Raw genomic sequence first — 26,737 nt, 5'->3', positions numbered from 1 at the left:
GAATTTTATAAAATAGTTTAATTTTAAATAATAATAGCAAGCGCGTCGCCACAGGATGCGTGACAGACAGGAAAACACCGACATCAATGACACAACATTCCTCCCCTCATGGCGAGCATCATGCAGCCGAGCAACGTCTTCACGAAAAGGGCTATCACCAGAGTATCGGCAACCGCCACGTACAGATGATCGCGATTGGCGGCTCCATCGGCACCGGTTTGTTTCTTGGTGCAGGTGCACGTCTGCAAATGGCAGGGCCAGCGCTGGCGCTGGTCTATCTGGTTTGCGGTATCTTCTCTTTTTTCATTCTGCGTGCGCTAGGTGAGCTGATCGTTCATCGCCCCACCAGCGGCAGCTTTGTGTCGTATTCGCGCGAGTTTCTGGGTGAAAAGGCCTCCTACGTGGCAGGCTGGATGTACTTCCTTAACTGGGCAATGACCGGGATTGTCGACATCACCGCCGTCGCGCTCTACATGCACTACTGGGGCACGTTTGCCGATGTACCACAGTGGCTGTTCGCGCTGGGGGCGCTGTCCATCGTCACGCTGATGAACCTGATTGGTGTGAAGTGGTTTGCCGAAATGGAGTTCTGGTTCGCGCTGATTAAGGTCGCGGCCATCGCCATTTTTCTGGTAGTCGGCACGGTCTATCTCGGCACGGGCAGCCCGCTGGACGGGAACACGCCCGGTCTGCACCTGATTACCGACAACGGTGGCCTGTTCCCGCACGGGATTCTGCCCGCGCTGGTGCTGGTTCAGGGGGTAATATTTGCCTTTGCCGGTATCGAGATCATCGGGACAACCGCAGGCGAATGTAAAGACCCGGAGAAAGTGCTGCCGAAAGCGGTCAACAGCGTCATCTGGCGTATCGGCCTGTTCTACGTCGGCTCTGTCGCGCTATTGGTCTGCCTGCTGCCGTGGAACGCTTATCAGGCGGGGCAAAGCCCATTCGTGACCTTCTTCAGCAAGCTCGGCGTTCCTTATATCGGCACGATCATGAATATCGTGGTGCTGTCCGCTGCGCTGTCCAGCCTGAACTCTGGTCTGTACTCGACGGGGCGCATTCTGCGCTCGCTGTCGCTGGGCGGTTCGGCTCCTGCCTTCCTGTCAAAAATGAGTACGCAGTCCGTGCCCTATACCGGTATTTTGGTGACCGTCGGCATTCACATCATCGGCGTGGTGCTGAACTACGTGGTGCCATCGCAGGTATTTGAGATCGTCCTGAATATTGCCTCACTCGGCATTATCTGTTCCTGGGCGTTCATCATTCTGTGCCAGATGCAACTGCGTAAAGCAATTCGTCAGGGGAAAGCCAAACCGGTCGCATTCAGAATGCCCGGCGCGCCCGTGACATCGTGGCTGACGCTGGCTTTTCTGGTGAGTGTGTTGGGGCTGATGGCGTTTGATTACCCGAACGGCACCTGGACGATTGCGACGATTCCGGTACTGACGATCATGCTGATCATCGGCTGGCGCGGGCTGAAAAAGCAGCGCGAAGCGGTGAAACTCGCCAACCAACAGGGCTCCAGCCTGCGTTAAGACAGAAAAAAACTCAGGCTCGTTTCCGAGCCTGAGTTTGAGGTTACTAACAAAGTCCGTAGAGCGAGAGTAATGGATAGATCGTAAAGACGCTGCAAGTACATCCATGTAAGCTCGGATTGCGCAGATATGAATCTCATCCCTGAGATTCACCCTTTCAGTGCCGTCGCAAGCGACGTTCAAAAACGTTCCTGACGTTTTTGTCCCTGGCGCAAACGCTTTACTCTTCTATTCCGTTACTCCCGTTTTCATTCGGTAAATAGGCTTGTCAAAGGTCTGAAGAGAAATGTAATTACTCTTCTACTACGTAACCGTACAGGCGCTTGCTGCCATCGTCTTCCGCAACGCTATAGACGCCCTGCAATTCCGGGGAGAAGCCCGGCAGCAGGTTAATACCCGCTTCCAGCGCCAGAAAATAGCGCTGTACCGCCCCGCCCCAAGTTTCTCCCGGCACAACACACAGCACGCCCGGCGGATACGGCAATGCGCCTTCTGCCGCGATACGCCCTTCTGCTTCGGCGATAGGAACCAGTTCGATATTCCCGCGCACAAACTCTCTGTTAGCATCCTGCGGCAGCATCACCACGGACGGAAACTCGGTTTTGCGGAACATGGCTTTTTGCAGATCTTTCACGTTGTGCTGGGCGTAAAAGTCATGCATTTCCTGACACAGCCGGCGCAGCCGGTAACCACGGTAGCGCTCTTTGTATTTCTGATACAGGCTAGGCAGCACTTCACTCAGCGGCGCATCGCGGGCGATCAGCGTTTCGAAGTGCACCAGCGCATTCACCAGTTCCTGCATTTTGGCAGCATCTTCCGCTGGCGTTAGCAGGAACAGGATCGAGTTCATATCGCATTTTTCAGGAATGATACCGTGCTCGCGCAGGTAGTTGGCCAGGATCGTCGCCGGAATACCAAATTCGGTATAATCGCCGCTAATCGCATCAATACCCGGCGTAGTCAGCAGTAATTTGCAAGGATCGATAAAATACTGATCCTCCGCATAGCCTTCAAACGCGTGCCATTTCTCGCTCGGCTCAAAGTTGAAGAAGCGTACGTCCTGCGCGATGATTTCCGTGTCATGATCCTGCCAAAGCGCGCCCCCCACCGTCACGGGTACGAACGGCTTGATAAGCGAACAACGCGTCAGCAGCTGCTTACGCGCCTCAATGCCCAGCTTCACGCAGTCCATCCACATCCGACGCCCGCTTGCCCCTTCGTGCATTTTGGCATTGATATCCAATGCCGCGAACAGCGGGTAAAACGGACTGGTTGAGGCGTGCAGCATAAAGGCGTTATTCAGCTGTTTATGGTTGCAGAAACGGCGCTGACCTTTGATATGCGTATCTTTCTTGTGGATCTGCGAGGTCTGGGAGAAGCCCGCCTGCTGCTTATGCACCGACTGCGTCACGAAAATCCCCGGATCGTTTTCATTCAGATCCAGCAACAGCGGCGAGCACTGCTCCATCATAGGGATAAACTGCTCATAGCCGACCCAGGCGGAGTCAAACAGAATGTAGTCGCACAGGTGCCCGATGCTATCGACAACCTGACGCGCATTATAAATGGTGCCGTCATAGGTGCCGAGCTGGATGACGGCCAGACGGAACGGACGCGGCTCGTTGGCGCGTTCCGGCGCAACTTCCGCAATCAGCTTGCGCAGATAGGCTTCATCAAAACAGTGCGCATCCACGCCGCCGATAAAGCCAAACGGATTGCGCACGGTTTCCAGATAGACTGGCGTCGCACCCGCCTGAATCAGCGCACCATGATGGTTGGATTTATGGTTGTTGCGGTCAAACAGCACCAGATCGCCACGCGCCAAGAGCGCATTCGTCACCACTTTGTTCGCAGAGGACGTGCCGTTCAACACGAAATAGGTTTTATCCGCGTTAAACACGCGCGCGGCGTGTTTCTGCGCCTTCTTCGCCGCCCCTTCGTGAATCAGCAAATCGCCCAGTTTGACGTCAGCGTTACAGATGTCCGAACGAAACACGTTCTCGCCGTAAAACTCAAAAAACTGACGCCCCGCCGGGTGCTTGCGGAAGAACTGGCCGCCCTGATGCCCCGGGCAGGCAAATGTCGTGTTTTTCATGTTGACGTATTTGGTCAGCGTATCGAAAAACGGTGGCAGCAGTGCATCCTGATAGGCTTTCGCCGCACGTTCCAGCACGTTGGCGTGCTCGCCGTCGTCATCAAGAATCAGCCATTCGCTGCCCGCAGGCAAAACATCTGACTCTTTATCCTCATCAGGCTCTTCGACAAACGCCGGGATACTAAAGCCCGTGTGCTGCAATATCGACAGAATGCCGCTGCGGGCTTCCTCAATCGAAACCACGACCGCCGCCACATCGGTGAAGTCGGTCTGACTCAACGCGACAATCTCGCGCGTTGTGATTAAACGGGTGGCAACCGCTGCATTCGCCGCAATTTTTAACTGTTTCATGTAACCAAACCCAAACGGTTAAGGGTAAGTGTACGTGCCTGGAAGACACCGTTCAGGGATAACAATCCCGACCAATCACAATGCCAATCAATAACGACAAGCGTATGACCCCTACAGGTCAACTGTAGGCCAAGAATGGAAAAACTGGAGCCAGCACCATCCGATAGACATCAGTAAAAGCAGAGGCGTACTCTATTTTTACTCATGCCTAACAGTGAGCGAACGAACGCCTCACCGCATGGTGAAAGGGGATAATCGACGAGGAGAAAAGTCAATCGCGCAGGGGGGATAAGAAGAAGTGCGCAGTGACGTCATCAGCAAACTGGCGCGAGCGTTTTGCACCATGAGCAATGAATCTGACATATCGGCGATCCTCTTTAGCTAACGCTAACTACGCTTAAAGGGGCGTTCAGGTGAACGAGACGTTAAAAAACCGCGCAATAGTGGCATTATTCTTCATCAAATTCAACAATCCAGCCTGTACTCAACACGGTAAAAAGTGCAACGAAACATGCCGCGCGAATCAGGAAGAAACGTTATCACACTATACCCTAAATAATTCGAGTTTCAGGCAGGCGGCAAGGAAAGGAGTCCCGATGAGCTTACTCAGGTAAGTGATTCGGGTGACTAAACGCAGCCAACGCACATGTAACTTGAAGTATGACGGGTATAAGTGTGCTGAAAGGATCGCCAGAAATCGGCTAGCAAATAATACAATTGCCTGAAAATAGCGCAGGCGCTCCGCTTTGTGACAGAAACCCGTTGACGCCACGCGGCCAATACGGTTTAATGCGCCCCGTTGCCCGGATAGCTCAGTCGGTAGAGCAGAGGATTGAAAATCCTCGTGTCCTTGGTTCGATTCCGAGTCCGGGCACCACCTTTCCTTTTTTATGCCTCCTTATCAATTCCTATGTGTCTGTAATTCAATAAGTTGGCGTAAAAATCTTTTCCGATGCGTTTTGATTTATCCCTTCGTATCGGGGAATTTGTGGGTCAGATTGCGGGTCATTCAGTTCGATGAACGGGAGTGACCCTCACATGTTAACTGACAGCAAAGTCCGATCCGCGAAACCTCTCGCAAAATCTTATAAGCTCACCGACTCGCAAGGCCTGTACCTCACGGTATCCACCAGCGGCGCTAAGCTATGGTATTTCCGCTATCGCCTCGGCGGTAAAGAAAACCGTCTGGCCTTTGGCCCCTACCCGCAAACTACACTGGCGGAAGCCCGTGAAAAACGCGATGCGGCGCGTAAGCTGCTGGCGTCCGGCATTAGCCCTTCTCAGCTTCGCAAGGCGAACAACCCCGCCGTTGATGAATCCCGCACCTTTCAGTATATCGCTCAGGCGTGGCACACCAGTAGCCTGAAACTCTGGTCAGACGCCCACGCCGATAAAATTCTTACCTGCCTGAAACGCTACGTTTTCCCCGCTATTGGCGCGATGGATATCGCGCAGGTTGAAACCCGCCATCTGGCGCAGTTGGTTAAGACAATTGACGATAAAGGCGTGCATGACGTCGCCGGACGGGTACGCCAGCATCTGACCAAAATCATGCGTCACGCCGTCCAGCAGGGCGTCATCAAATACAATCCGGCTTACGATTTAGATGGCGTCGTGACCCCGGTGGCGACCCAACATCACCCCGCCCTGCCGCTGAAACGCCTGCCTGAACTGCTGGCGAAGATAGATAGCTACAAAGGCCGGATGCTCACCCGTCTGGCGCTGGAGCTGAATCTGCACGTGTTTCTGCGCTCCAGCGAACTCCGTTTTGCCCGCTGGGATGAATTCAACCTGAAAGCGCATATCTGGAGCGTGCCCGCCCAGCGCGAAGCGGTAGACGGCGTGCGGTTCTCAGAGCGTGGCGCAAAAATGAAGGATGAACATCTGGTGCCGCTGTCACGGCAGGCGGTCGCCCTGCTGAAACAGATTCAGGCGCTTTCCGGCGAATCGGTCTTCGTTTTTCCCGGCGCACATACGCTAAACAAGCCGATGAGTGAGAACACCATCAACAAGGCGTTGCACGTGATTGGCTACGACACCAAAACCGAAATCTGTGGGCATGGTTTCAGAACGATGGCCTGTAGCGCCCTGAATGAGTCCGGACGCTGGTCAAAGGATGCCATTGAGCGGCAGATGAGCCACAAAGAGCGCAACGGCGTACGGCGGCTTACGTGCATAAAGCGGAACATCTGGAAGCCAGAATCGAAATGATGCAGTGGTGGTCGGATTATCTGGACGTCAACCGCGAAGGATATGTCGCGCCGTATATTTATGCGCGGAGTCATTCGGCTGGCTAACGCGCTGCGCTTGTTGGCTCCTGACGGGCTTTCTATGTGATAGAAAACCCGTCAGGAGCGTTGTCGTAAAACCATTCGGGCATTCTGCCAAATGTTTCTTACCCGTTAGTATTTGCTACATCGACTGACTCAAACCACCGTTCAGCCTTTTGGTTCAATACCGCGCGTCTGGAGTTCCTTACGCAGAACACGCTTTATCCACGTAGCCAATGTCTTGTCGCCATCCTTATAGGCTTGCTCTTCTAATTGCGCACGAAACTCGTGGGACAGTCGAATTTGATACTGGTCTGTTTTTGTTTTTTCACTTGACATTGTAATTACAAATTCCATAGCATGGTATAGTTGTAATTACACCGCAATTACATGGTGTTTTGCAACAGTAAAGAGCGAAGCCCGGCAGTGCGCCAACACTAACCGGGCTTCTGACCACAACATTATGAGGACTAATGCTATGGCTGACACCGATAGTAACACGGGCGCGTCTTATCAATCACTGCCGGATTATGAGAACCGTTACTCCGCCATGAGTGCCGCGCTGGCTCGTCTGGACTTTTCACGCATGGACAATGACGAACTCTCGCAGGTCACAGAATATTGCGCCGAAACGCAGGCAGGACTTTGCCATTGCCTGAATTTCATTGGCGATGTGCTGATTACCTTTGCCGATAATGACGTGTGCGAATCGACGCCAGAAAGTTTGTGCCAGTTGGGTCATGGGTTAACTGCAATTAGTTTACTCATCCCAGCCCTTACCACGATGCACAAACGCGCACATTCACTCACCGCCAGATAGCCATCTGAACATCACCAGCCTGATTAAAGCTCTGCCGTTAGGTCAGAGCTTTTTTGCTTTTATGGCTCAATAACAATAACTCTTCCCATCCGATATTGAGTTGTTTGCAGGCAACACAGCCCTTTCCCGATAGCCTTCCCTACTGGCTAATTCCAGTGGGGAGAAGACATGCCAACACGTTTTATTTTCGCAATGCTGACCGCGCTCAACAGGCCATTCAGCCACGACGCAGGACGCGACGGATTTGGGCGGTTGAAGGCCTGCGCCTCGCGGGCATTCAACCGTGGCGTGAGGCGAGTAAATTCAATTTCACAGAAATTGCTAATTTGCGTCGCACGAACCCACCGGCGAACGTTTCTCCCATGCAATGAGGCGATAAAACCGAAAGAGCGAACACCCCAGTAAAATGCGAAGGAGGAACCATGCTGATTTCTGATTACCGTGAACGCCGGGCGCGTAGTCACGAAAAAATGCGACTTCTGCTCACCTTTCTGAAAGAAGAAACCTACAGCGACTTTAAAACGCTGATGCTGCTTTTTGATTATAAAAATCACAAGCCGCTTTATCTGTTGCTGGCAAAAGCCATCGACATGGGATTGATCCAAAAGCATGAAATAAACACCAGAATGGTGAAAACCTCTCTGTGGGGGATCACCAATGACGGATTATCCGTTGTTGCCACACCCCATGAGGATAGTTTTCCTGCACGGTTTGAGCCCTCGAAAGTCACTGGCTGGACGTTGATACAGCGCCTTGATCGTCAGCTAGCACGGCTCCTTCTTGAGAAGAAAGGCGCTTATGGGTCGCTCAGCGGCGCTGATTCAACCTTCCGCAGCCGCTATGAGGTATATCATCGCCCGGCCGGGGTGATAACGTTACCAGACGGAACCGTCATCGCCGTTGAGACTGAGCGCCATCTGAAAACCAAGGCCCGTTATCAGGCAATTATCACCCAACATTTGATAACTCGTACTCAAAAGCACTGGATGTACGTTTTCTACATCGTGCCCGATCCACAGATAAAGCGAGCTATTGAAAGGATGTTTAATAGCGTGAAATACGCCATCGTGGATCATCAGCGTATCCCGCTGGAAGCGAAGCACCGCAATGTTTTTCGGGTTTATACGATTGAGGAGTTGAAGGGGTTAGATTTGAATCTTGGCTAATTGCTGAACAATTATGTGAAGTATATACTCACAGTATGTACAAGAGAGGAGCACCATCATGAAACACCGCGTAAGCGTTACCGTAGACAAAGATAATTATCAGGTTCTGAGTGCTGCCGGAGTCAATATTTCTGGGCTGGTGAATGATGCCATTGGCAAAGAAGCCCGCCGCATCAGGGCTGAAGAGTGGAAAAAGGAAAACCGCGAAGGGATGGAAGAAGTCGCCCAATTTATCGCACAGAATGGCTCGTTTGCGGATGAAAACAGGAACTGGTGATTATGCAATTCATTGTTTATCAACACAAAATAACCAGTCACTACAAAATGTTTGTCGATGTGCAAAGCGATATTGTTGAAACACCAAAACGGCGCATGGTCATCCCGCTTATCGAATCACATCACCTGTCTGAGAAAGTGAATAAGACTTTGTTCCCTCTGATCCGCATCGACGGCGAAGATTATCGGCTGATGACCACTGAGCTATCGAGCGTTCCTGTTGAGGTTATTGGTGAAGTGATTGCGGATCTTGGCGACTACGCGGATGAGATCAAGGATGCTATTAATCTTATGTTTTGGGGGATTTGAGAGGGGTTCATTGTGCTTGCATCAAGTCTTATGCATAGCGTCTCTTAAGCTGAGTACAATCAGTATGTCGGAAGAGCTCTAAAAGTGAATGCCTCAGCTTATTGGTATACTTACAGGCCATAGCCTTATAACCCAGGGTGTTTCGCAACAATTTTCCCAGTCGTATTATCCAGTCGGTATTGCGAAATAGTTCCGTCCACAATGTGCTGGATAACGGCCTGAACTGTAGCCAATGGGACATTAAACCACTCTCTTGGAGTATAGATCTGACCGTTATGGCTCTTGAGCGTAATGTTGAGCCGACGGGCAGCGAGGAAACCATGTACCAATGCCTCTAATTTTTGGGCATTGAGGTTAAAACACTGGCTGGTAGCCACAATCCTGACAGGTGCTTCAAGGAAAGTACGGTCTTTCTCGGCATGCTCAATGCGCTGCTCCACAGTTGTTTCAGTAAAACCAATTTTGTAAAGACTTTGTTTATAAGGAATAAGCGCTGGGTCTGTACTTGTGGTCGCGAGCACATAAACCAAGCCGGTCGGCACCGCAGTATCTGATGGTTGCAACGTCTTGCCATTGAGTTGCACCTTGCGCCCTTCTTTATCCCTCACCAAACCGTGAGTTAAGGATTGATAGAGCATGTTCATTTCGGTGCCATTCTCAAATATCAGTCGCAATCGGGCGTTGTAAGTACGGTACTGACCCAGACGTTCACCAGCACTATGGACATATCCCAGTAACCCATTAAGAATAAAAAAATCGCCTTCAACAATTTTCAATTTATGGGTAAAACGCTCAAGACTAAAAACCCCATTTTTTAAGCCTTGATGCAGGCTGTAAAACAAGGGTTCGAAACGCTGGAAGTCTTGACACGGCTGGCGCTGAGCAATGTCATCTGGCTGCTCTTTTTTATCAGCAGAAACATACTGTAAGCTGAAGATATCAGGTTCTGCAAAATTTAATAAACCGTCCTCATCATCGGCAAAAATATCCTCTAAAGAAGTCACCAGTTCTGATTTGTTGGCATAGGATAATGGTGTTGGTTCAGCGGCTAGTGGGGTTCTACCATTTTCAATATGATTTGAAGCCAGAAGCCCCCGGCAATCCAGCGTTTGCAACGAAGCACATATGTTGGGATTTTCTTTAATGATGCGCAATCGTCTTGCCAGGCGTTTTTCATCAAGAGAAGCGGCGCTGTTTTCAGTTGGCAGACGGCCATGCCGATCGTAAAACGCGGCAATTTCAGCAAACTGATTGCCAGCCAAATCGACGGGACTCGCCTTGCGCTTCAGAGGGTGAACATCCAATAAACAGAGATCATCTTCTTCACTTAGGATCTCATCTAATGTTGATTTGGCCGCTAATCGCGTTGTCGATAACCGGATCATTTTACTGCTCCTGATTAGCCAACTTCTGTTGCTTCATTTTGCGGATAAACGCCAGCGCTTCGGCATAACGCTTCTCAATCGGATCACTGGCATTCAGCGATGGCTCTCTCTGTTGTTCTCGGGTGAACTGCTTGATCTTAGGCCAAAGGATAATTGCCTCTTCTTCGGAGACCTGCGATCGGCTGGCACTTACTGCTTCCTGAATGGTTTTCAGCATAGGCGCAGTTACCGATTTAGAGAGAATTTCATAAGCACCATGGAACGGATTCACCGCATCTATCAGGTCTATATCCAGATTATCAATACAGATGAACTTTTCACCCATCTTCAGGAACTGCTTACCTGCGACACTGTTTACTGACTCTTCTTCAGCGCCATTCGCCATATCCACATTGGCATCCTGCGGCAGGTCTTCCCAATCAACCACGCCCCCTTTCTGAGTGATCAACATACTTTGTAATACTCCTATGCGTACCTGTTCCTGCTCTTCGTCGGTCAAATCTGGGTAAAGCGTCTGAATCACAGCAGGCAAAGCCACTTGAGTGAAAGTTTCGGGGGGGATGGTTTCACTAATTGTCTCTTTGACCAACTGTTCGTTAGCCATCAGAGTCGCCATAATTTCGTTCTTGTCGCTGTTCAGAATATCCAATACTTTCGGGGATACCGGTAAGGTTGCGGAATCATCTACAAGCAGAGTATTAGGTGGTAGTGGCTGACCGTCCCATTGAGAACGAGGCTTAAACTGGATGTTGGGAGCCAGGATCTGCTCCATCAATAACGACGTGGTGATCGCCTTAAGCATATTATTGACCGATGCCTTCACATCATCATCCTGTGCATCAGGTTGAGCAATGAGATTGGTAAACTGAGCATGCGTTTTTCCCGTACAATCTCGGGTCGCCCGGCCGATAATCTGCACAATTTCTGTCAGAGAGCTGCGATAGCCAATCGTCAACACATGCTCACAGTAAGGCCAATCAAACCCTTCTTTCGCCATGCCTAAGGCGATGATGATGTCCATATCATCAACCGCTTTGATATTACGTAAATACGCCTGGATTTTGGGTCGTTCGTTAGGATTATCATCAACCAGATTGGCTAATTTGAGCTCACAGCCATTTTTTCCCGCAATATAATAAACCCCAGTCAGAGGATCGCGTTTTATCACGCTGCCAATCACATCAAGGATAGAATCAACTTCTCCATATTTATCTTTGGTCGATTCACCGGAATTAACATTCGGGATATGAATAATCGTTTTTTTGCTGGTATCGAGTACCGTGGGCAATGCATCAATATAACGCCCCTGATAAAAATGATAACCAATACCCAGAGATTTAAGATATTGATAGCCATTCAACTGCTCGTAATAGGTGTATGTCACCTTAGTGAACAGCGCTTCATCCTCAGGCAACAGGATCGGCACGGTATCGCCTCGGAAATATGATCCGGTCATGGCAACGATATGCGCACTCGATTTTTTTATGAGCTCATCAATAAGATTACCAAGCCGATTATCACCATCGGCAGAAACATGGTGAAACTCATCAATAGCCACCAGGCAATTATCGAAATCTGTTACCACTAATTTATCAAAGGCAAAACGCAAGGTCGCATGAGTACATATCAGAATACGTTCGTTGCCATGCATAAAGCGTTGGAAAGCCTGAACCTTACCCGCTTCCCCACCATCCACACACAGATTGTTCTCGGATGTAACACGCCAGTCAGCAAAAAAACCTTGTTCGGTTAAATTGGTCTCCTGAAAAGAGCCACCGATAGACTTTTCCGGAACGGCGACAATCACTTTTCGCACGTTCTGATTTTCCAGTTTATCCAGCCCCAGAAACATTAACGCACGCGATTTCCCCGAAGCCGGAGGGGCCTTGATCAATAGATACTGACTATTTCGTTCAGCAAAAGCTCGGGCCTGCATTTCACGCATTCCCATCGAATTAAGGCCGGTACTTTGCCCCGTCTGACCATACTCAACGTGCAATAAATTATTCATTATGGTTTCCTGCGTTGGCCGGTGTTCTGCTCTTTCTTGGTTTAGCCTGAGTTACTGTCAGTTTCTGCGTCAGTGCTTCATAACGTGCCAGCAGGCAGCTTAAGCGGTCGGCTGCATCTTTGAATGGGCGCTCACGGTAAAGTCGATCCACCGCGGTATCGAGAGCCTGATGGGCGGTTAACAGCTTTTGCGGCATCTTATCGGGATCATAGAGTTCAGCGAGTGTACGTCCTGGGAATTCTTCACGGATTAAAATCACGTCTTCGGCAAGAACCTCGATTTCTTTGCGTTGTATTTCGGTCACTTCAGGCCAGGGAAAAGGGTTGTAAACTACCGATGCAGAATAGCGATAGTCACTTTTCAACCTACCAGCTACCAGCCTCATCCAGTCGTTATGCATTGACGAAGAAAGTATTGCGAATTCGTATAACGTGCCGTCAGGGATAAACATATTGGCATCGGAACATATAACTTCATGCCCTAAAAATCCCATAGGAATATATCTTCTCCTTTCAGACGAGACTCTTGGCACTAATATATAGTTGCCAGATGCAGGCTGACTCACCTGTATAAACACATGTGGCTTATCTGCCATCTTCATTGCTGCTGGATGACCGGCTTTTAACCTTAAAGCTCTTACAGAATCAGTTCTTCTTTGTACCTCTGGCATTGCTTGCAAATCATCCCTTGTCGCATTAACCAGCCATAAACACCAGCGTTCCTTTCCATTTAAAAACTCATCAGCCCCCAATACTTTTCTGATCCAGCGTTCTGCCCGCGGTTCTTTTTTTAATAATGAATCTCGTTCTGGCTTGCTCAGCAATAAGTGACCACCATCAGTAGGTTTATTTCCAAACAATAAAGCTGGCACAGTATTAATCAATGGTTTATTGGTTGCGTAAATAGCAAGATTACTACCCTCAACCAAATAAGGACTGATATTACTAACTAACTTACAATGCCATTCACCATCCACTTTCTGATATAATTTCCGTGTTTTCCCTTGAGCGGATAGACCAATAATAATGACATGAACCGCAGCTTTATCTCTGGCATTATTTGCCCATGTAAAAGTTGGGTAAGCAAAATGGATATTCAACCCAAGGGCAAAAATTGGCGGCCACAGCGTCGCTACTTGTTCCCCCTGACAGATAGAATTAGTTGCCACCAGTGCCAGCTCAGCACGGGAATTCTGAATATATTGAGATCCTTTCCAGAACCAACAAGCGACATAATCAAGATAGCCTAACGCCTTAAAACCGCTAAAAATGGCATGCATATCTGATTTCTGCTCTTCTGTACGACCAAGAGTACCCAAAAACGGCGGATTACCGATTACATAAACTTCGTCATCAGCTTGCTTAGGACAGATCTGGTGCCAGTCAAGACGCAAACTATTGTCACTATGAATATTGCCGCTTTCACGTAGCGGCAATGCAGGTGGCGAAAAACCAAACGCTTTTTCCCACTGACTATTCACCTGGTGCTCCGCCAGCCAAAGGGATAACCGAGCAATCTGGCAGGCGAAGTCATCAATCTCAATGCCGTAAAACTGTGACAGGTGAAGACCGCTCATTGAAAATGTTTGAGGTTCCAGCTCACGCAGAGCCTCAATCACTTCAATTTCCAGATTGCGTAACGCTTTGTAGGCCACAATCAGGAAATTACCGGATCCACATGCAGGATCGAATACTTTGATCTTGCCGAGTCGCACCAGTAACGCTTTAAGCCCCTTGGCATTGTTACGTTGTTTATCCAGTTCAACGCGTAACGGATCCAGAAACAGGGGCTGAATCACCTTCATGATATTGCGATATGAGGTGTAGTGCTGTCCTAAGCGGCTGCGCTGTTCCACATCAATCACGGCCTGGAACATGCTGCCGAAAATGTCTGGGTTAATCTCACTCCAGTTCATAGTGCCGCATTCGAGTAAGATCTTGCGCCCCTTTTTGCGCAGTTCGGGAACCGGTTCATCGCTGGCAAACAATCCACCATTTACATACGGAAATGCTGCCAGATGGGTGGGTAGCCTTTGCCGCTGCGGGCTGTCAGGCTTCTCATCTAACACACCAAATAACTGATAAAGAAATGAATCCAGATCGCTGCCATCTTCTTCGGTAAAACTTTTGACAGCAGACGTGAACTGGGCGAGGGCAAAAATACCGGTGTCTTCGGCAAAAAGGCAAAATAACAAGCGAGTCAGGAAGACGTTAAGGGCGTGGATATCTTCCGACTTATTGAGGTCATTGTGGACTCGGATGAGGTCAAACAATCTCCCCATCTTCTCGGCAGCCTTCACATCAGCAGGGTTTTCACTGCTGATAATGGCTTTCTCAAGGCCCACTAACGGCAAAAAGAAACCGTAGTTGCTATGTAACTCGTCCATTTCAATGTCGAGCCGCTCTTTACTTGCGGTATCCCAAGCCAGAAAGCGAGTAAAATCAGTGATCAGCACGAAGCGGATCTTGTTTTTAGCTATCGCTGGGTTATCAACGCATTGATTTAGCAGAGTCTCAAGATCTTCGCCTTCCGCAGCAGACTGAAACCAGAGTTTATTCTTGATACCGACCTGACCAGGCTCTTTAGCGATGTTACGGCTACTGCCCTGACGCACCTGTGTAATCGTTGATTTACCTACAAGCGGTATATAGTTATGGCAAAAAACAAGTTATGCATTCTGAAGGATCATGTATGGCAGTGAATCAGGCGAGGATTTTCGAGCAGCTTGAACAGATAACCCACGAGCTGAATCGTGATGAATTTATTTATGGTTTTATGGCCGCTTTTGATTTTCCTAAATCAACAATTATGCAGATGAGCGTTATCTGGCGATCTGGCATTCTCCGTACTTTTAGCAGGAGGAAATGGCGTGTTAATAGGCTATGTCAGGGTATCAACAAATGACCAAAACACCGATTTACAACGCGAAGCGTTGGAACGGCTAGGATGTGAACAGATATTTGAAGAGAAAATCGGTGGGACTACAGAGAAAAAACCGAAACTCAATAGTGCTCTGAAGGCATTACAGGAAGGGGATACGCTCGCGGTGTGGAAACTGGATCGATTGGGACGAAGCATGAGACAGCTTGTCAAATTAATGGACACGTTGCAACAACGCGGGATTCATTTTCGTAGCGTAACCGACTCCATAGATACCGCCACGCCAATGGGAAGGTTTGTTTTTCACATTATGGGGGCGATGGCTGAAATGGAACGAGAACTTATTGTCGAACGAACCCGAGCAGGTTTAGCTGCCGCCAGAGCTAAAGGGCGCATCGGTGGCCGCCGACCTAAGCTAACGCCTGAGCAATGGGCGCAAGCCGGACATCTTCTGGCTAATGGCGTCCCGCGCCAGCAGGTGGCACTGATTTATGACGTAGCAGTAGATACCTTATATCGAAAATTCCCCGTCGGCAGAAAACTGAGGGCCAAGACATAACGTTGAAAAGATCAAGTAATCTACTGAATAGAGCCCGTACATAGATTTGTGTAATTGCCTGATTTTGATATGTTCTATTCAACATCAAAACAGGTTGGTTTATGGAAGAAAACAGTCACGGAATGGGCTAACGAACTGGCCCAAAATCCCAAAACCCTTGAGGTTCTAAGCCAGTTCGATAGCTTGCTGAGGAAAATTAGCGTAAAAGCGGCTATACGCAGATCCGCCGCAGTTGGCAGGCAAACTGAACGAATATGTCCACCTTCTTTGCTTATCTAAAGGGTATCCGCAAGGTGATCTGTGAGCGTCCAGTGGACTCGTATTGGTAACAAAACTCTGCTGCCCTCATTCAATAAAACGAACCTGAGGTAAAATAGCGTCGTTTAAACTACCCGGTGATATCTGCTCTCAAAGGCTCGCTGATTTGCCGCACTTCTTCATCGCCCCCCTCCCCTCTCAGACATTGAAGGAAGTGGGGTAACCACTCGAAAGCGATCCTCACAGGCTGGTGGATCATTGGTGATCATCTGAAGAAAATGATACAACCGAAGCAATATTAACAATGCGATCCGGGATCGCCAAATGATTACCCACATACCCACCAACAAAGTCGGCTCGACACTCGCAGACCGTTCCGTTCGCCTGCTCTTTTGGTGAACACTGACTTATTTTCCCATGGATATGTGGATAACAGTACAGAAGTTATAGCTGTGAGCTGTAAGGTAGTGAATTAATCAACGTCTCCATATATGTCCAATCAGGTGTACCCATTACTGTAACCGGCAATTTAATCGTCGATTCTCGCATTCGGTCCATATGCCATTTTCTGCCATAGCTAAATCGGTATTTTTCCATGCGGATGATAGTGCAAATAAAAATCGCAATTGCTGGTGTTAAATTAAAATCTTTAGGATAAAGAACATTAACATCATCCGTAGCCCAATAAGGCTCTGGCTGATAAAATGCTTCGGCCACTGAGCCATTATAGCTAACGCTAATCGTCCCTCCATCATGAATAGGATCCTGCCCTATTTTGGCTGTCACTCCATTATTTGCATCAGACGCACCAACATAAGGTATGCGTCCCATTATCATATTCGCTTTGGTCAGGCGCTTTCCTTTTCTAATATCAAATAGTTCACCGAGAACAAACACCCCAAAATGTTCAGCATCTATATCCTCCGTTAATATTCTATTAGCGGGAGAGCAGACATCATTTTTATTAGCTAACATCACATTACCAACCCAATCAGGAATAATATCGGGAAGTATTATCTGCTTTAACCGGTCCCCTTTTGGTTTACGTCCATAAGAGAATTTATAGCGATTCATTGTAATACACCTGGAATAATAAATTTTCTCATTCAAGGTCATGTTTTTTTTAGGAAGTAAAACAGCGACATCACTGTTGCAAGAAAATTTAAAACCAGACACATAAGAATAACTGTGGCTACCTTCCCCATTGGTTGAAACAAATAACGTTTCTTCCGGGTAAATGTTTTTTTCTCCAACAAGGGATTCACTCACCCACCCAGAAATAGTCCGTTGCTGAGTACTTGATGGTCTTAGATAAGGTATGGTTCCTGGTGCAGGATAGGTGTAGATTTTCAATCCAGAACTGACAATACCGTTGCGAATTTCAAACAGTTCCTCAATCTTCATCATCCACTCCATCTTCCTGAGTCACCGCATGCGCTTCCAGCATCAGATTATATAAAACATATTTTTTAACTTCTTTCTCAAACAGTTCTTTTGTTAACACCGAGTAATCTGTCTCAATATATGCTTCAGCGCACCATTCATCCGAATAAGTGACAGACTGCATCACACTTTCACCGGGGTGTATTTCACGATTACGATACATCGCAACCCAGCGGTCACGAATTTCAGACCAGCGATGATTAATATCTATGCGCCCTTTATGTTTGGTTTTGACAAAACCATCGTCTCGCCAATAGCCAAACCAGGTTTTCCGGTTTGAAGATTCATGAGGCTGACCTGCAATCCATACCATAATACAAGTAACAACACCCACTGAATTAAACAACTCTGGCGGCATCGACATCACAGCATCAAGTGTATGATGTTTAAGTAACTCCTCCCTCACCGGATTAAGAGAAATCGCACAGGACATCGGAACAATAGCAATACCGATAGAACCAGGTTGAAGGCAATTCAGCATCTGCTTCACAAAATACAGTTCATGCAGTTCCGCATCACTTTTTGATTGTGCATAAGGAGGGTTTAGCATTCCGACATTAGGCTTCATGCATTTTACAGAGCGAATAATGACATCATCAAAACAACTGGCTTGATGCAGGTTGGCTTTGCCATCACCACGGAGGATCATATTGGAAGCAGCCAGCGCAAACATTTTTGGGCTATTTTCTATTCCTATCAGCCTATTACGACGAATATCCTGGCGTTGAGCTTCTGTCACCGCCTTTTTCAGCATGTGTTGCATGGCAGAAATTAAAAAACCGCCCGTGCCAGCGCATATATCCAGGACCCGTGACTCGGGCCCGACATTCGCGAGCAAAGAGAATAACTCTGCGATATGCCCAGGTGTAAGTACAATACCCAGCGCTTTTTTATCACCGGCAGTGTACTTTAAGAACTCGCCATAAAACTGGCCAACAACATCGAAATCATGATAGATGTTGATATACGGCCATACATTTTCACAAATCCGCCGAATAATCTCTTTAAACACTCCACCTGGATACTCTTTTGCCGTTCTGCTATCAGGGCGTCCCAGATTGGGATGTACGGCGATAGAAGTGTACGGCTGCAACATTGTGTCTTTTTTTGCCTGAGGTATCTCCGCCTTATCCAATTCCTTTTTAATCGCCCCTAGCCAGGCATCTTGTAACTCCCCTGCTGGCAGGCTATCAAATGTCCTCATGAACGTAGCATTCATCAGTGCGATAAGTGTGCCACTTACCAACAGGGGTTTCTCTTCTTCCGATACTTTTGCTTTCGCCCAGATGAGTTCGTGAAGCTCCCGAGAGAACGCGAGCAAATCGGAATGTCGTTTTTTCGCTACATCAGGATCAAAAGAAGCCAGTCGGTAATAATCATCAAACGGGAGGAGCTCCGTCACTGAGGTGCCTGACTCATTGGCAAGAATTTTCGTTTCTGTTGTTCCTGCTGGAACCAAGAAACTGGATATTTTCATTGAACTACGTGTTTCGCCACTGACTGCAACAGCAACAACGGTATAGTCCTTTGCCAGATGTTTGGCGTAGTGCAAAACACCATCAACAGCAAATTCAACAGGTTTATTTCTGGCCTGGCTTTCGTGCTTTCTCACATCATGTTTACACTCAAAAACAATCAGAAATGCAGTATCTTTCAAGTTAGAAATAATAAATTCAGGATACCCAGTATTCCCTTTAGCATTCTTACTTGCCTTAGATAGCAACGTTTTAACTCTGGATATTTCAGATTTTTGCTCTTCAATGCTGATCCCGTTGTCTGCTTTATAGTAACCAAGCTCCCTTAACGTATCTCGAACCAATCCTTCAGTTACTCGCTCATTTGCCATACTGATAATCCGGTGCGGCATCAGGCAGAATCAGCAGGCACCTTCTTTCTGAAGTGATAAATTAAGTTTTGCAATCGAATCAATGATCCGTAACATCCATATATAACGTACAACAATCACTAAAACACACCGGATTATCAGTGTGATATGTAAAACACGTCGTCTGGATAGACAGTCTGATTAGTCGAGATCACGACATAAAAAATGACGATATTTAGCTCAACATCGTCATATAAAGTTATCTACATCACTACAGTGGGCTGATAAGAACCCGATCAATCGAATTGACTGGGATAGCGCCGGGTGGCGGAAGTCTCTTACCGTTTTTCGCTGCTATAGCCTGAAATCGAAGTAATTCCACAGAGGCAATTTTCAGGGCATCATCATGCGTTGAAGCCGTCACAGACAGGTTATCAAGATCAGAGAATTTCAGCGTAACCGTTGTATCATCGACATCAATATCCGCTGGGTAAGGAACAAAGATGGATGCTAGTTTTTTAGCCTGTTTCTTATGTGCATCCAGTTTGCTCACGAGGTGTGTTGCACGAAGGTGGGTATAGCGTTTCAACATATTCATTGATTTATGACCTGATATCGCAGCCACTTCCATAACATTTAACGTTCCCAGTTCAAAGAATCGGCTGATTGCCTCATGTCTGAGATCGTGAAAATGTAGATCGTCGATAGCCAGAACCTTCAAAGCCACACGCCATGCGCTTTTAAACCCACTCGACGTGTAGCTAAAAATATAGCCATTCTCATGATGTGGCCGTTCACCCAAGCCACACAGAATTTGCCGTGCTTTTGATGATAATGGAACGTCTCGCGATGTCCCATTTTTCGTCAAAGGCAAATGGGCAACACCAAGGCGAAGATCGGTATATTCCCATCTCAACGACAAAATTTCGCCTTGCCGCATTCCCGTTTCCAATGCGATGTGAAAAATAGCCAATAATTCAGGATTTTTATCTTTGAAGTATCTGGTTAGCTGTCGTTCTTCCTGAGTCGTTAACCTTCGAGTACGGCCTGACGATACGGTAGGCTTGCGAACATTTTCAACAGGGTTTATAGAGCATGTGCCCCACTCAACTTTTGCCAGATTATAAAGCGCCGATAACAATGCTAATTCCAGTCGCACAGTATTCGCACTTATCGGCTTTTGCGTTCTGGCGTTAAATTCCGATAATCTATTATCTCTATATTCTGCAATGTCTATGGATGAAATTTCATCCATATTTCTATTAGCCAAACGCGAACGCTTGATAACATTGATTCGATAGAACTCCTGCAACTGTCCTCGTTTATGTCGCGAAACCGTGGAAAAATACTTATCCAACGCTTTACTTAACAGTATCTTTTTTATACGTTTCTTCACTACTATTGTCTTCCCTATTGGTCAAAGGGAAAGACAATACAACAAATTAGAGAGCGCATTTAGGTCTCTGCTCGCATGAGCCTTCCAATGCGGCGTAGGGTGGCTCAGGGGCTGAGCTCATTTTTTCTGTTCCCACGGTGCAAGTGTTTGCATAGTGTTGCAAAGCGAGGCATTTGGTGCAGGAGGCTGAGCCAATCGTGTAAGAAACTCTTGGTAAGCATCGGGATCTGTCATGATGATGCGCTGATCGATCAACGCTTCCTCAGTAACGGCTTTTTCATCGGGCTCGGTACGTAAATTTAACGTCACACGTTTATCAGAAACGTCTTTTTCTGTCGGCATAATGTTATCCTCCGCGGTTCCCTCTGGAGAGTAATTATACAGTTTGCATCAGGCTTATATCATGACGATTTACATAGCATAGGGAATCGAACTGAAGGAACGAACCGGACATTTATTTATCGCATGTGACCCATCATTCTGATTTATCTATGAAAATACGGGTAAAACCACGGGTCTTGACAACAACCACGGTTAAAATTTATGCTACATTTCAACTGAATAGAAAGCTGAATGATCCCGAGTCCGGCACCACCTTTCCTTTTTTATGCTTCCTTATCAATCCCTATGTTGTTGTGATTCAATAAGTTGGCGTGAAAATCTTTTCCGATGCATTTTGATTTATCCCTTCGTATCGGGGAATTTGTGGGTCAGGTTGCGGGTCATTCAGTTCGATGAACGGGAGTGACCCTCATATGTTAACTGACAGCAAAGTCCGATCCGCGAAACCTGATCTGTCCCCGAAATTATTCCCACCTAATTACGCCGCCATTTCATAATGCACCGGCGTTTGATAACCCAGCGTTGAGTGCTTGCGACGGCGATTGTAAAATACCTCAATATAATCAAACAGGGCGTTCATTGCCTGCTCTCTGCTGCTAAACGCTTTACCTTGCATCAGTTCCGTTTTCAGCGTGTGGTAGAAGCTTTCCATTACCGCATTATCATAACAGCAGCCTTTCCCGCTCATTGAGCAGACTAACTCATTGTTTTTCAATATCTCACGATACCGATGGCTGGCGTACTGACTCCCTCTGTCCGAATGCACGATGACCTTCCCCGTCGGTCTGCGCTGTTTTATTGCCATCTCTAACGCGTCAATCACCAACTGCTTTTTCAAGCGATTACTCAGACTCAAGCCGATAATGCGTCTGGAATACAGCTCAATCACCGTCGCCAGATACAGCCAGCCTTCTCCCGTGCGGATAGCCATCAGCCGTCGGCAGGTCTCGTTCTGTTTCGCCAGCGCCATCAGTTGTTGCTCAATGCCGTTAATCTGAGCATCCAACTCACTCAACCGACGGTGCTGCTCTTCGCTCTTTACGGCTATCCCCCGTCCCGGTTGCTGGACCGCCATCCATATGGCGCGGGAGTCCATGACGTCGTTCTTGTTGCCCATAAGGAACGCTTTGACGAATTTCGCCTGAAGCAGGCGAACCTGATGACCGAGTTTTTTCAACTCCCGGGCCCAGTGCTGAGAGCCACCACAGGCTTCCATACCAATCAGGCAGGGCTCACGGTTGCTGAAGAAGGTCAGAACATCCTGACGTCTCAGCTGTTTATCCACCACTTCGCCGCTATGTTTGTCGATGAAGTGAACCTGAATCAGGTGTTTTGCGATATCAACGCCAACAGGGGTATAGTTATTCATGTGTGGAGTCTCCAGTCAGGGGAACGATGAGTATCCCGTTATAGGCACGATGATGCCGGAAATCTGCGAGGCTCCACACCCCGCCTTTCAGCCTCTGTGCTACTCGTCAAATAGTTGGGATGCGTTCATCTCATTCTCAGCGGCTTTCCCGCGCAAAGAACGCCGCCGCTTTTTTCAGGATAAGTTTATCCTCTTCCAGTTCGGCAATTTTAGCTTTAAGGCGGCGAATTTCCAGTTCCTGTTCGGATAGCCGGGGCGCATTGGAAAAAGCGGTATCCGCCTTATCCTGATAACGTTTTTTCCAGTTGTAGAGCGTGTTCTCTTTGATATCAAGCTCCTGCGCCATACGGGCAACGGATTTACCGCTTTCGAGCAGCAATGCAACGGCTCTGCGCTTGAACTCCGGGGTATATTGTTGTCTTGACATAGTGACCTCGCTTTCGTTGATTGATTTGAAAACAAGGTGGGCGCTAAATCAAGGACAGATCAGAAAATTTAGAACATCAAAAAAGGCAATACTGGCTAGTTATTAATTGGGGTTCTACGCCGCTACAGAGGTTCTCGACCAGCTAGCTTTAGTCAGATTACAGAAATATCAACGTTCAAGCACATATCATCTGTATTAGTGCAATGTACTTTCGTCGCTGATATATGCTTGAACAAAGTCATTTCTGATAAAATCTTTACCACTCCAAAATGATGAGGGTACATTTATTTTATTTACTGTATCTTATGGCGTATTTCGATGATTAAGTTACTTAGTGACAAGGTATTAAGTCGTTCATCAATTTCGTTTGTGTTGACAACATCTAGATTTGCATCCCACTCATCTAAAAGGATAATACGATTCCGTACCCCTGATAATGATTCAAGTTGATGCAATTGTTTTTGTCCTGTGGAGCCAGGTATTGTGTCCTCGTCTATATCAATGCCAGGCCCAAAAAATAACGCATCAGAATATTTGCTCTTCAAATATTTTATGAGCGATGATTTACCTGCGCCATTTGTCCCCATGATCAATACCCTTCCATTAGGATTACGATCAATGAAACTGCCACCTAAGATATCCTGTAATTTTATCTCGTTGCCATTATAAAGATCGGTAATTGACAATTTTGCAGGATCAATATTATCAAGATAATCATAACCTTTGAGTGTTGTAGAAAAGGAATACAACCTTGTAATTTTTCGCATCAACAATAAAATCTGGCTTGTACTCATACTTGCAGCATGAATGTTCTGGAACAACTGTAAACTTCTTGGCAATACAGCAACCAACGCACCGATAGCGACCTCATTAGCAGAAACCTGATAATATGAAAATCCTACCAGTAATGGAATAGAAATAAGAATAGGTGTACAGGAGATTATCTGCTCCAGTAATTTGTACGATTCTTTCCGTTTGAAATAAATAGATGCCTTATCTCGGGCTAACGCCTGTGCTGAAACCAGACGTTCTCGATCACCATAGAACATGCTATCCCATAGCTTACTCACAAAATGCAATGTCGTGATTTTATCATTTTGCATGTTTCCAGCCAGCCCGTCGATCTTTCCTTTCGCCAGAAACAAGAGTATGACTGAAAATAGCATGCAGAATACAATCACTCCAGCCAACTCTATGCCCAAAACGATAAATAGCGCAATAGTAGTGAAAATGACGTTAAAATATATGGCGAGGATCTCAACAAACTCAAAGCCGACCTCATCAAAAGTACTGAGCGCTTCACCACTGAACCAAAGTTGTGTCATTCTTTTATTTTCATCTGTAGAAACAGAATGATTAAGAGAAATAACCTCTAAAGTTGATAGATAATAATTTTGCCATAATGAATTCGATAATTTAACACGATAAAATAAAGATAGCGAACCAAAAATATAAGCAATAAAAATAGAAAAGAAGAACAAAGCAGTATAAAAAAGGGCCCCTGAGGGCTGAGGGATCCCCACAAAATCATCGCTAATAAACCAGCACCATATTTCGGTAGGTGCTGGTGAGTTGGGCTAAAATACTCTCCAGCTTCACTCGCCTGATTATTCGCGGTGAATGCCGCAGTACATTTTCCGCCAGTGTCAAAAACGATATCACTCTTCGACTTTTAAGGCTGTTCGCCTGATAATGAAGATGAAGACCTTTATTTTCAAAATGATATCCTAATAACCAGAGAACAATTGATGCCAGTGTTGCCAGCAAACTCAGCACCCAAAGCCGCTCACCCGTTTTGCTTCCACAGGCGCGTAAGCCAAAGCCAAATCTCTCACTCTTTTCATCGCGAAAGTTTTGTTCAATCTGCATTCTCCTGCTGTAGAGTTTCATAATTTCATGGGGCTTGAATTCATCAGTACTGGTAAATAGCAGCCACGGCTCTTTAGCTGACGCACGCTGTTCTTTTTCTGTTGTGGGATGGCTCGGTTTCCCTTTGCGACGTTGGCTTTTTCGGCCTTTCGGCGCTTTTTTATAAAGATAAAAATGTCCGTTGCATTGCGCCTTTTTTGAACGCGCCAGCGTTCCGGCTCCCAGATATTCCGCGCGCGCCGTGCCAGTACAGTCTTTCACGTTCAGCCAGCGTTCCGGGCCATGATGAAGGCAAAATTTTACGTTTCCCCGGATGCGACCAATAAAGTCCCATCCCAGTGCTTTGATATGCCGAAACCATTCATTGTGGAAGCCCGCGTCGGTGATGAGGGTGACTTTCATTTGCGGGGCAATAGCACAGGCAAGCGCGTCAAGAAAGGCTTTCTGTATCAAAATATTGTTTTGCTTTTCTGACGGAACCACCTGACTCATCAAGGGGATAGCGCGGCCATCACAGACAAGGCTGGCACGCAGGACATGAAAATCCTGAGAGGGATAGCCACTCCAGTCGACGGCAATAACACACCACGGCATGTTTTTGGTCATCATGGATGTAATCTGATTAAATATTTTCGGGATATCGTGATGAAGCGCAGTGTTTCCCAAAAGGCGGTCAACCCGTTTTATTTTATCTTTCACGCGAGCAGGGCCGGGTAAATAACGCCCGATGCAGGTGAGTGAAAGCGTGGCACCGCTTATCAACGCAGCGGTGGAATCAATAAGCGCATGTTGTCGATATTGATGTGTTGAAGCTAAAGCGTGACGGAAAAAAGTCTGGCATACTTTACGGACAGGCATAGGGTGATCTCATTGAATTTTTTGGCGAAAATCAGTAGATCATAAAACTCTATGCCTGTCTTGTTTTCTGGGGATTCCTCAGCCCTGAGGGGCTTAAACCAATACTTCCTCCAGCTTGCCCAATAAAATACGTCGACAATCCAACAAGTATTTGCTGAAGGCAAACAAGCCCAACACTTATTATAAAAAATTTATTAAAAAAAACGTTATTCATATTTTTTAACAATCATCCCTGTTAGCTTCAGCGCATGTAACATACGGGGTTTGAGATGCGATGGCAAATTATCTATTATACTATAAATTACGTCTTCTGAGTTTTCAACACCCAATTGATGAAACATTTTAATTCTATCCTCTTGATTGTAAGAAGCAGCAAGGCAGGACAATATAAGTCGTTGCTCATTGTTATCAAATAGAGGTTTTATTTCATCAATAAAAAACTGAGACGTTTTACGCAATGTTACTGCGGAGACTACTTTTACTTTTCGTTTCTTTTCATCTTCCGTATTTGCCAAGTTAACGTATTCGTTGAGTAACTCTATATTTTCCGAATGATAAATCATCTTTGACAATTTTAGAATGAACCAAAATTGTTCAGTTAATGAAAGCTGTTTTAATTCATGCAACATTTGCTTTCTACACTGGACAGAATCGATCATATTTAAAAGTCTAAAATATTTTATTTTCTTATTAAACATAATATCAGTCGCAGAGTGATTAACTCTCAGCCCAGGAGGAAAGTAGTTAAGCTGCGGAGACAACTCCATGACTGGATGAGTCCTTACTATCAAGCTGACTGTCGGTTTTTCTAAGTGAAGAACAGCATGTTTTTCCTTTCTGCCATAGGGAATGACCCGACAGTCTCCTTTTTTACTGATATAGGCCTCAGTGAGTTTGATGTCACCTAAACTAAGATTGTGGCTAACTTCGTCGATTTCATCAAATGCATATATCGCATTCAAAGAACTTCCTTCAAGCTGGAGTAGAACCCCAGAAAATCCATGATCATGAATTGAGGTATCATTATCCCACCAATTAAGTACCTCAATGTAAAAACGAGAATTGTCGAAAAGTTTCAGGTGTAACTCAGAGAATTCAGAGACTATTTGGATTTTAGACATTTCACTATTGTCCAAAACATCGATTAGCCCAGTAAAAGAAAAGAGAGAGGTTAAATCAACCTTATCTAACTCTGATTTAGCAATATCGGCGAAAGTGTAACAACTATAGTCATCCTCACGCCACCGAGCATCAATATTTCTTGCCAAAGACTTAATTAAATTTAACATA

The 26,737-nt window shown here is 46.7% G+C and carries 21 protein-coding genes, 1 tRNA gene and 2 pseudogenes; 9 read left to right on the top strand and 15 right to left on the bottom strand.

Features of this window, described 5'->3' with window-relative positions; all coding sequences use genetic code 11:
* Positions 1–86 precede the first annotated feature (86 nt).
* Positions 87–1,538 carry an L-asparagine permease gene (gene ansP, locus O1Q74_RS04400; RefSeq protein WP_271876372.1) on the top strand — a complete coding sequence of 484 codons (1,452 nt, stop codon included), beginning with the start codon at positions 87–89 and terminating at the stop codon, positions 1,536–1,538.
* A gap of 292 nt (positions 1,539–1,830) precedes the next feature.
* Here ansP and O1Q74_RS04395 read toward each other — a convergent pair whose 3' ends face one another.
* Positions 1,831–3,984: an ornithine decarboxylase gene (locus O1Q74_RS04395; RefSeq protein ID WP_271876370.1), complete on the bottom strand. Its 2,154-nt coding sequence runs from the start codon at positions 3,982–3,984 to the stop codon at positions 1,831–1,833.
* Positions 3,985–4,785: 801 nt separating this feature from the next.
* Between O1Q74_RS04395 and O1Q74_RS04390 the strand changes: the two genes are divergently transcribed.
* Together O1Q74_RS04390 and O1Q74_RS04385 are read left to right on the top strand one after the other, a co-directional pair.
* A tRNA-Phe gene (locus O1Q74_RS04390) sits at positions 4,786–4,861 on the top strand.
* Between the two features lie 161 nt (positions 4,862–5,022).
* Positions 5,023–6,281 (top strand): annotated as a pseudogene (locus tag O1Q74_RS04385) (tyrosine-type recombinase/integrase).
* 141 nt (positions 6,282–6,422) lie between these two features.
* Here O1Q74_RS04385 and O1Q74_RS04380 read toward each other — a convergent pair.
* Positions 6,423–6,593, bottom strand: a complete 171-nt coding sequence (locus O1Q74_RS04380; protein ID WP_271876369.1) for a hypothetical protein — start codon at positions 6,591–6,593, stop codon at positions 6,423–6,425.
* 139 nt (positions 6,594–6,732) lie between these two features.
* On the opposite strand from O1Q74_RS04380, the gene O1Q74_RS04375 reads away from it, so the two are divergent.
* The 4 genes from O1Q74_RS04375 (at position 6,733) to ccdB (ending at position 8,825) form a co-directional block, all read left to right on the top strand.
* On the top strand, positions 6,733–7,074 hold the full coding sequence (locus O1Q74_RS04375) for a hypothetical protein (protein WP_271876367.1): 342 nt from the start codon (positions 6,733–6,735) through the stop codon (positions 7,072–7,074).
* Positions 7,075–7,496: 422 nt separating this feature from the next.
* On the top strand, positions 7,497–8,240 hold the full coding sequence (gene mobC / locus O1Q74_RS04370) for a MobC family replication-relaxation protein (protein ID WP_271876364.1): 744 nt from the start codon (positions 7,497–7,499) through the stop codon (positions 8,238–8,240).
* 58 nt (positions 8,241–8,298) lie between these two features.
* Positions 8,299–8,517, top strand: a complete 219-nt coding sequence (gene ccdA / locus O1Q74_RS04365; protein WP_271876362.1) for a type II toxin-antitoxin system antitoxin CcdA — start codon at positions 8,299–8,301, stop codon at positions 8,515–8,517.
* A gap of 2 nt (positions 8,518–8,519) precedes the next feature.
* Positions 8,520–8,825, top strand: a complete 306-nt coding sequence (gene ccdB / locus O1Q74_RS04360) for a type II toxin-antitoxin system toxin CcdB (protein WP_271876359.1) — start codon at positions 8,520–8,522, stop codon at positions 8,823–8,825.
* Positions 8,826–8,950: 125 nt separating this feature from the next.
* Here ccdB and O1Q74_RS04355 read toward each other — a convergent pair whose 3' ends face one another.
* From O1Q74_RS04355 to O1Q74_RS04345, 3 genes are read right to left on the bottom strand one after another with little or no spacing between them, the layout of a single operon-like run.
* A complete protein-coding gene (locus O1Q74_RS04355) occupies positions 8,951–10,210 on the bottom strand; it encodes a GIY-YIG nuclease family protein (protein ID WP_271876357.1) in 1,260 nt (419 codons plus the stop codon).
* Position 10,211: 1 nt separating this feature from the next.
* Complete coding sequence (locus O1Q74_RS04350) at positions 10,212–12,221, bottom strand: DEAD/DEAH box helicase (protein WP_271876356.1); 2,010 nt, start codon at positions 12,219–12,221, stop codon at positions 10,212–10,214.
* A complete protein-coding gene (locus tag O1Q74_RS04345; protein ID WP_271876354.1) occupies positions 12,214–14,835 on the bottom strand; it encodes a class I SAM-dependent DNA methyltransferase in 2,622 nt (873 codons plus the stop codon). Before O1Q74_RS04345 ends, O1Q74_RS04350 begins: the two co-directional genes overlap by 8 nt.
* A gap of 77 nt (positions 14,836–14,912) precedes the next feature.
* Here O1Q74_RS04345 and O1Q74_RS04340 point away from each other — a divergent pair, with 77 nt between their 5' ends.
* Both O1Q74_RS04340 and O1Q74_RS04335 read left to right on the top strand, forming a co-directional pair.
* A complete protein-coding gene (locus tag O1Q74_RS04340) occupies positions 14,913–15,125 on the top strand; it encodes a hypothetical protein (RefSeq protein ID WP_271876351.1) in 213 nt (70 codons plus the stop codon).
* Positions 15,091–15,660, top strand: a complete 570-nt coding sequence (locus tag O1Q74_RS04335; protein WP_271876349.1) for a recombinase family protein — start codon at positions 15,091–15,093, stop codon at positions 15,658–15,660. The genes O1Q74_RS04340 and O1Q74_RS04335 overlap by 35 nt, the downstream gene beginning before the upstream one ends.
* 702 nt (positions 15,661–16,362) lie before the next feature.
* Here O1Q74_RS04335 and O1Q74_RS04330 read toward each other — a convergent pair.
* The 10 genes and pseudogenes from O1Q74_RS04330 to O1Q74_RS04285 all read right to left on the bottom strand — a co-directional run bounded on the left by O1Q74_RS04330 (position 16,363) and on the right by O1Q74_RS04285 (position 26,736).
* The gene (locus tag O1Q74_RS04330) at positions 16,363–17,325 is read right to left on the bottom strand and encodes a restriction endonuclease subunit S (RefSeq protein WP_271876347.1); all 963 of its coding nucleotides are present in this window, start codon (positions 17,323–17,325) and stop codon (positions 16,363–16,365) included.
* The gene (locus O1Q74_RS04325; RefSeq protein WP_271876344.1) at positions 17,312–19,207 is read right to left on the bottom strand and encodes an HsdM family class I SAM-dependent methyltransferase; all 1,896 of its coding nucleotides are present in this window, start codon (positions 19,205–19,207) and stop codon (positions 17,312–17,314) included. Before O1Q74_RS04325 ends, O1Q74_RS04330 begins: the two co-directional genes overlap by 14 nt.
* 250 nt (positions 19,208–19,457) lie before the next feature.
* Complete coding sequence (locus tag O1Q74_RS04320) at positions 19,458–20,582, bottom strand: site-specific integrase (protein ID WP_271876341.1); 1,125 nt, start codon at positions 20,580–20,582, stop codon at positions 19,458–19,460.
* A gap of 117 nt (positions 20,583–20,699) precedes the next feature.
* Complete coding sequence (locus O1Q74_RS04315; protein ID WP_271876339.1) at positions 20,700–20,924, bottom strand: type II toxin-antitoxin system TacA family antitoxin; 225 nt, start codon at positions 20,922–20,924, stop codon at positions 20,700–20,702.
* Positions 20,925–21,402: 478 nt separating this feature from the next.
* Positions 21,403–21,855 (bottom strand): IS3 family transposase, encoded by a 453-nt coding sequence (locus O1Q74_RS04310; RefSeq protein WP_271878735.1) that lies wholly within the window; start codon positions 21,853–21,855, stop codon positions 21,403–21,405.
* Positions 21,847–22,293: pseudogene (locus O1Q74_RS04305) on the bottom strand (IS110 family transposase); the annotation flags it as partial. The pseudogene O1Q74_RS04305 and the gene O1Q74_RS04310, both read right to left, overlap by 9 nt.
* Before the next feature lie 136 nt (positions 22,294–22,429).
* Complete coding sequence (locus tag O1Q74_RS04300; RefSeq protein ID WP_271876337.1) at positions 22,430–22,720, bottom strand: transposase; 291 nt, start codon at positions 22,718–22,720, stop codon at positions 22,430–22,432.
* Between the two features lie 293 nt (positions 22,721–23,013).
* Positions 23,014–24,243, bottom strand: a complete 1,230-nt coding sequence (locus tag O1Q74_RS04295; RefSeq protein ID WP_271876334.1) for an ATP-binding cassette domain-containing protein — start codon at positions 24,241–24,243, stop codon at positions 23,014–23,016.
* A 10-nt stretch (positions 24,244–24,253) separates the two neighbouring features.
* Positions 24,254–25,447, bottom strand: coding sequence for an IS4 family transposase (locus tag O1Q74_RS04290; RefSeq protein ID WP_271874016.1), 1,194 nt, complete (start codon positions 25,445–25,447; stop codon positions 24,254–24,256).
* A gap of 206 nt (positions 25,448–25,653) precedes the next feature.
* Positions 25,654–26,736, bottom strand: coding sequence for a hypothetical protein (locus tag O1Q74_RS04285; protein WP_271876333.1), 1,083 nt, complete (start codon positions 26,734–26,736; stop codon positions 25,654–25,656).
* Position 26,737 lies beyond the last annotated feature (1 nt).

The sequence above is a fragment of the Pectobacterium sp. A5351 genome, from assembly GCF_028335745.1.
GTDB lineage: Bacteria > Pseudomonadota > Gammaproteobacteria > Enterobacterales > Enterobacteriaceae > Pectobacterium.
Note: the sequence above shows the minus strand (reverse complement) of the source record. Positions and strands in the feature narration are given on the sequence as shown.

Excerpts from the sequence above, each read along its gene's own strand:
- O1Q74_RS04340 (WP_271876351.1), top strand. The coding sequence starts at position 14,913 with ATGGCAGTGAATCAGGCGAGGATTTTCGAGCAGCTTGAACAGATAACC.
- O1Q74_RS04300 (WP_271876337.1), bottom strand. The coding sequence starts at position 22,720 with ATGTCAAGACAACAATATACCCCGGAGTTCAAGCGCAGAGCCGTTGCA.
- ccdB (WP_271876359.1), top strand. The coding sequence starts at position 8,520 with ATGCAATTCATTGTTTATCAACACAAAATAACCAGTCACTACAAAATG.
- ccdA (WP_271876362.1), top strand. The coding sequence starts at position 8,299 with ATGAAACACCGCGTAAGCGTTACCGTAGACAAAGATAATTATCAGGTT.
- O1Q74_RS04315 (WP_271876339.1), bottom strand. The coding sequence starts at position 20,924 with ATGCCGACAGAAAAAGACGTTTCTGATAAACGTGTGACGTTAAATTTA.
- O1Q74_RS04285 (WP_271876333.1), bottom strand. The coding sequence starts at position 26,736 with ATGTTAAATTTAATTAAGTCTTTGGCAAGAAATATTGATGCTCGGTGG.
- O1Q74_RS04395 (WP_271876370.1), bottom strand. The coding sequence starts at position 3,984 with ATGAAACAGTTAAAAATTGCGGCGAATGCAGCGGTTGCCACCCGTTTA.
- O1Q74_RS04375 (WP_271876367.1), top strand. The coding sequence starts at position 6,733 with ATGGCTGACACCGATAGTAACACGGGCGCGTCTTATCAATCACTGCCG.
- O1Q74_RS04290 (WP_271874016.1), bottom strand. The coding sequence starts at position 25,447 with ATGCCTGTCCGTAAAGTATGCCAGACTTTTTTCCGTCACGCTTTAGCT.
- mobC (WP_271876364.1), top strand. The coding sequence starts at position 7,497 with ATGCTGATTTCTGATTACCGTGAACGCCGGGCGCGTAGTCACGAAAAA.
- O1Q74_RS04350 (WP_271876356.1), bottom strand. The coding sequence starts at position 12,221 with ATGAATAATTTATTGCACGTTGAGTATGGTCAGACGGGGCAAAGTACC.
- O1Q74_RS04310 (WP_271878735.1), bottom strand. The coding sequence starts at position 21,855 with ATGGCTATCCGCACGGGAGAAGGCTGGCTGTATCTGGCGACGGTGATT.
- O1Q74_RS04355 (WP_271876357.1), bottom strand. The coding sequence starts at position 10,210 with ATGATCCGGTTATCGACAACGCGATTAGCGGCCAAATCAACATTAGAT.
- ansP (WP_271876372.1), top strand. The coding sequence starts at position 87 with ATGACACAACATTCCTCCCCTCATGGCGAGCATCATGCAGCCGAGCAA.
- O1Q74_RS04330 (WP_271876347.1), bottom strand. The coding sequence starts at position 17,325 with ATGATGAAGATTGAGGAACTGTTTGAAATTCGCAACGGTATTGTCAGT.
- O1Q74_RS04325 (WP_271876344.1), bottom strand. The coding sequence starts at position 19,207 with ATGGCAAATGAGCGAGTAACTGAAGGATTGGTTCGAGATACGTTAAGG.
- O1Q74_RS04380 (WP_271876369.1), bottom strand. The coding sequence starts at position 6,593 with ATGTCAAGTGAAAAAACAAAAACAGACCAGTATCAAATTCGACTGTCC.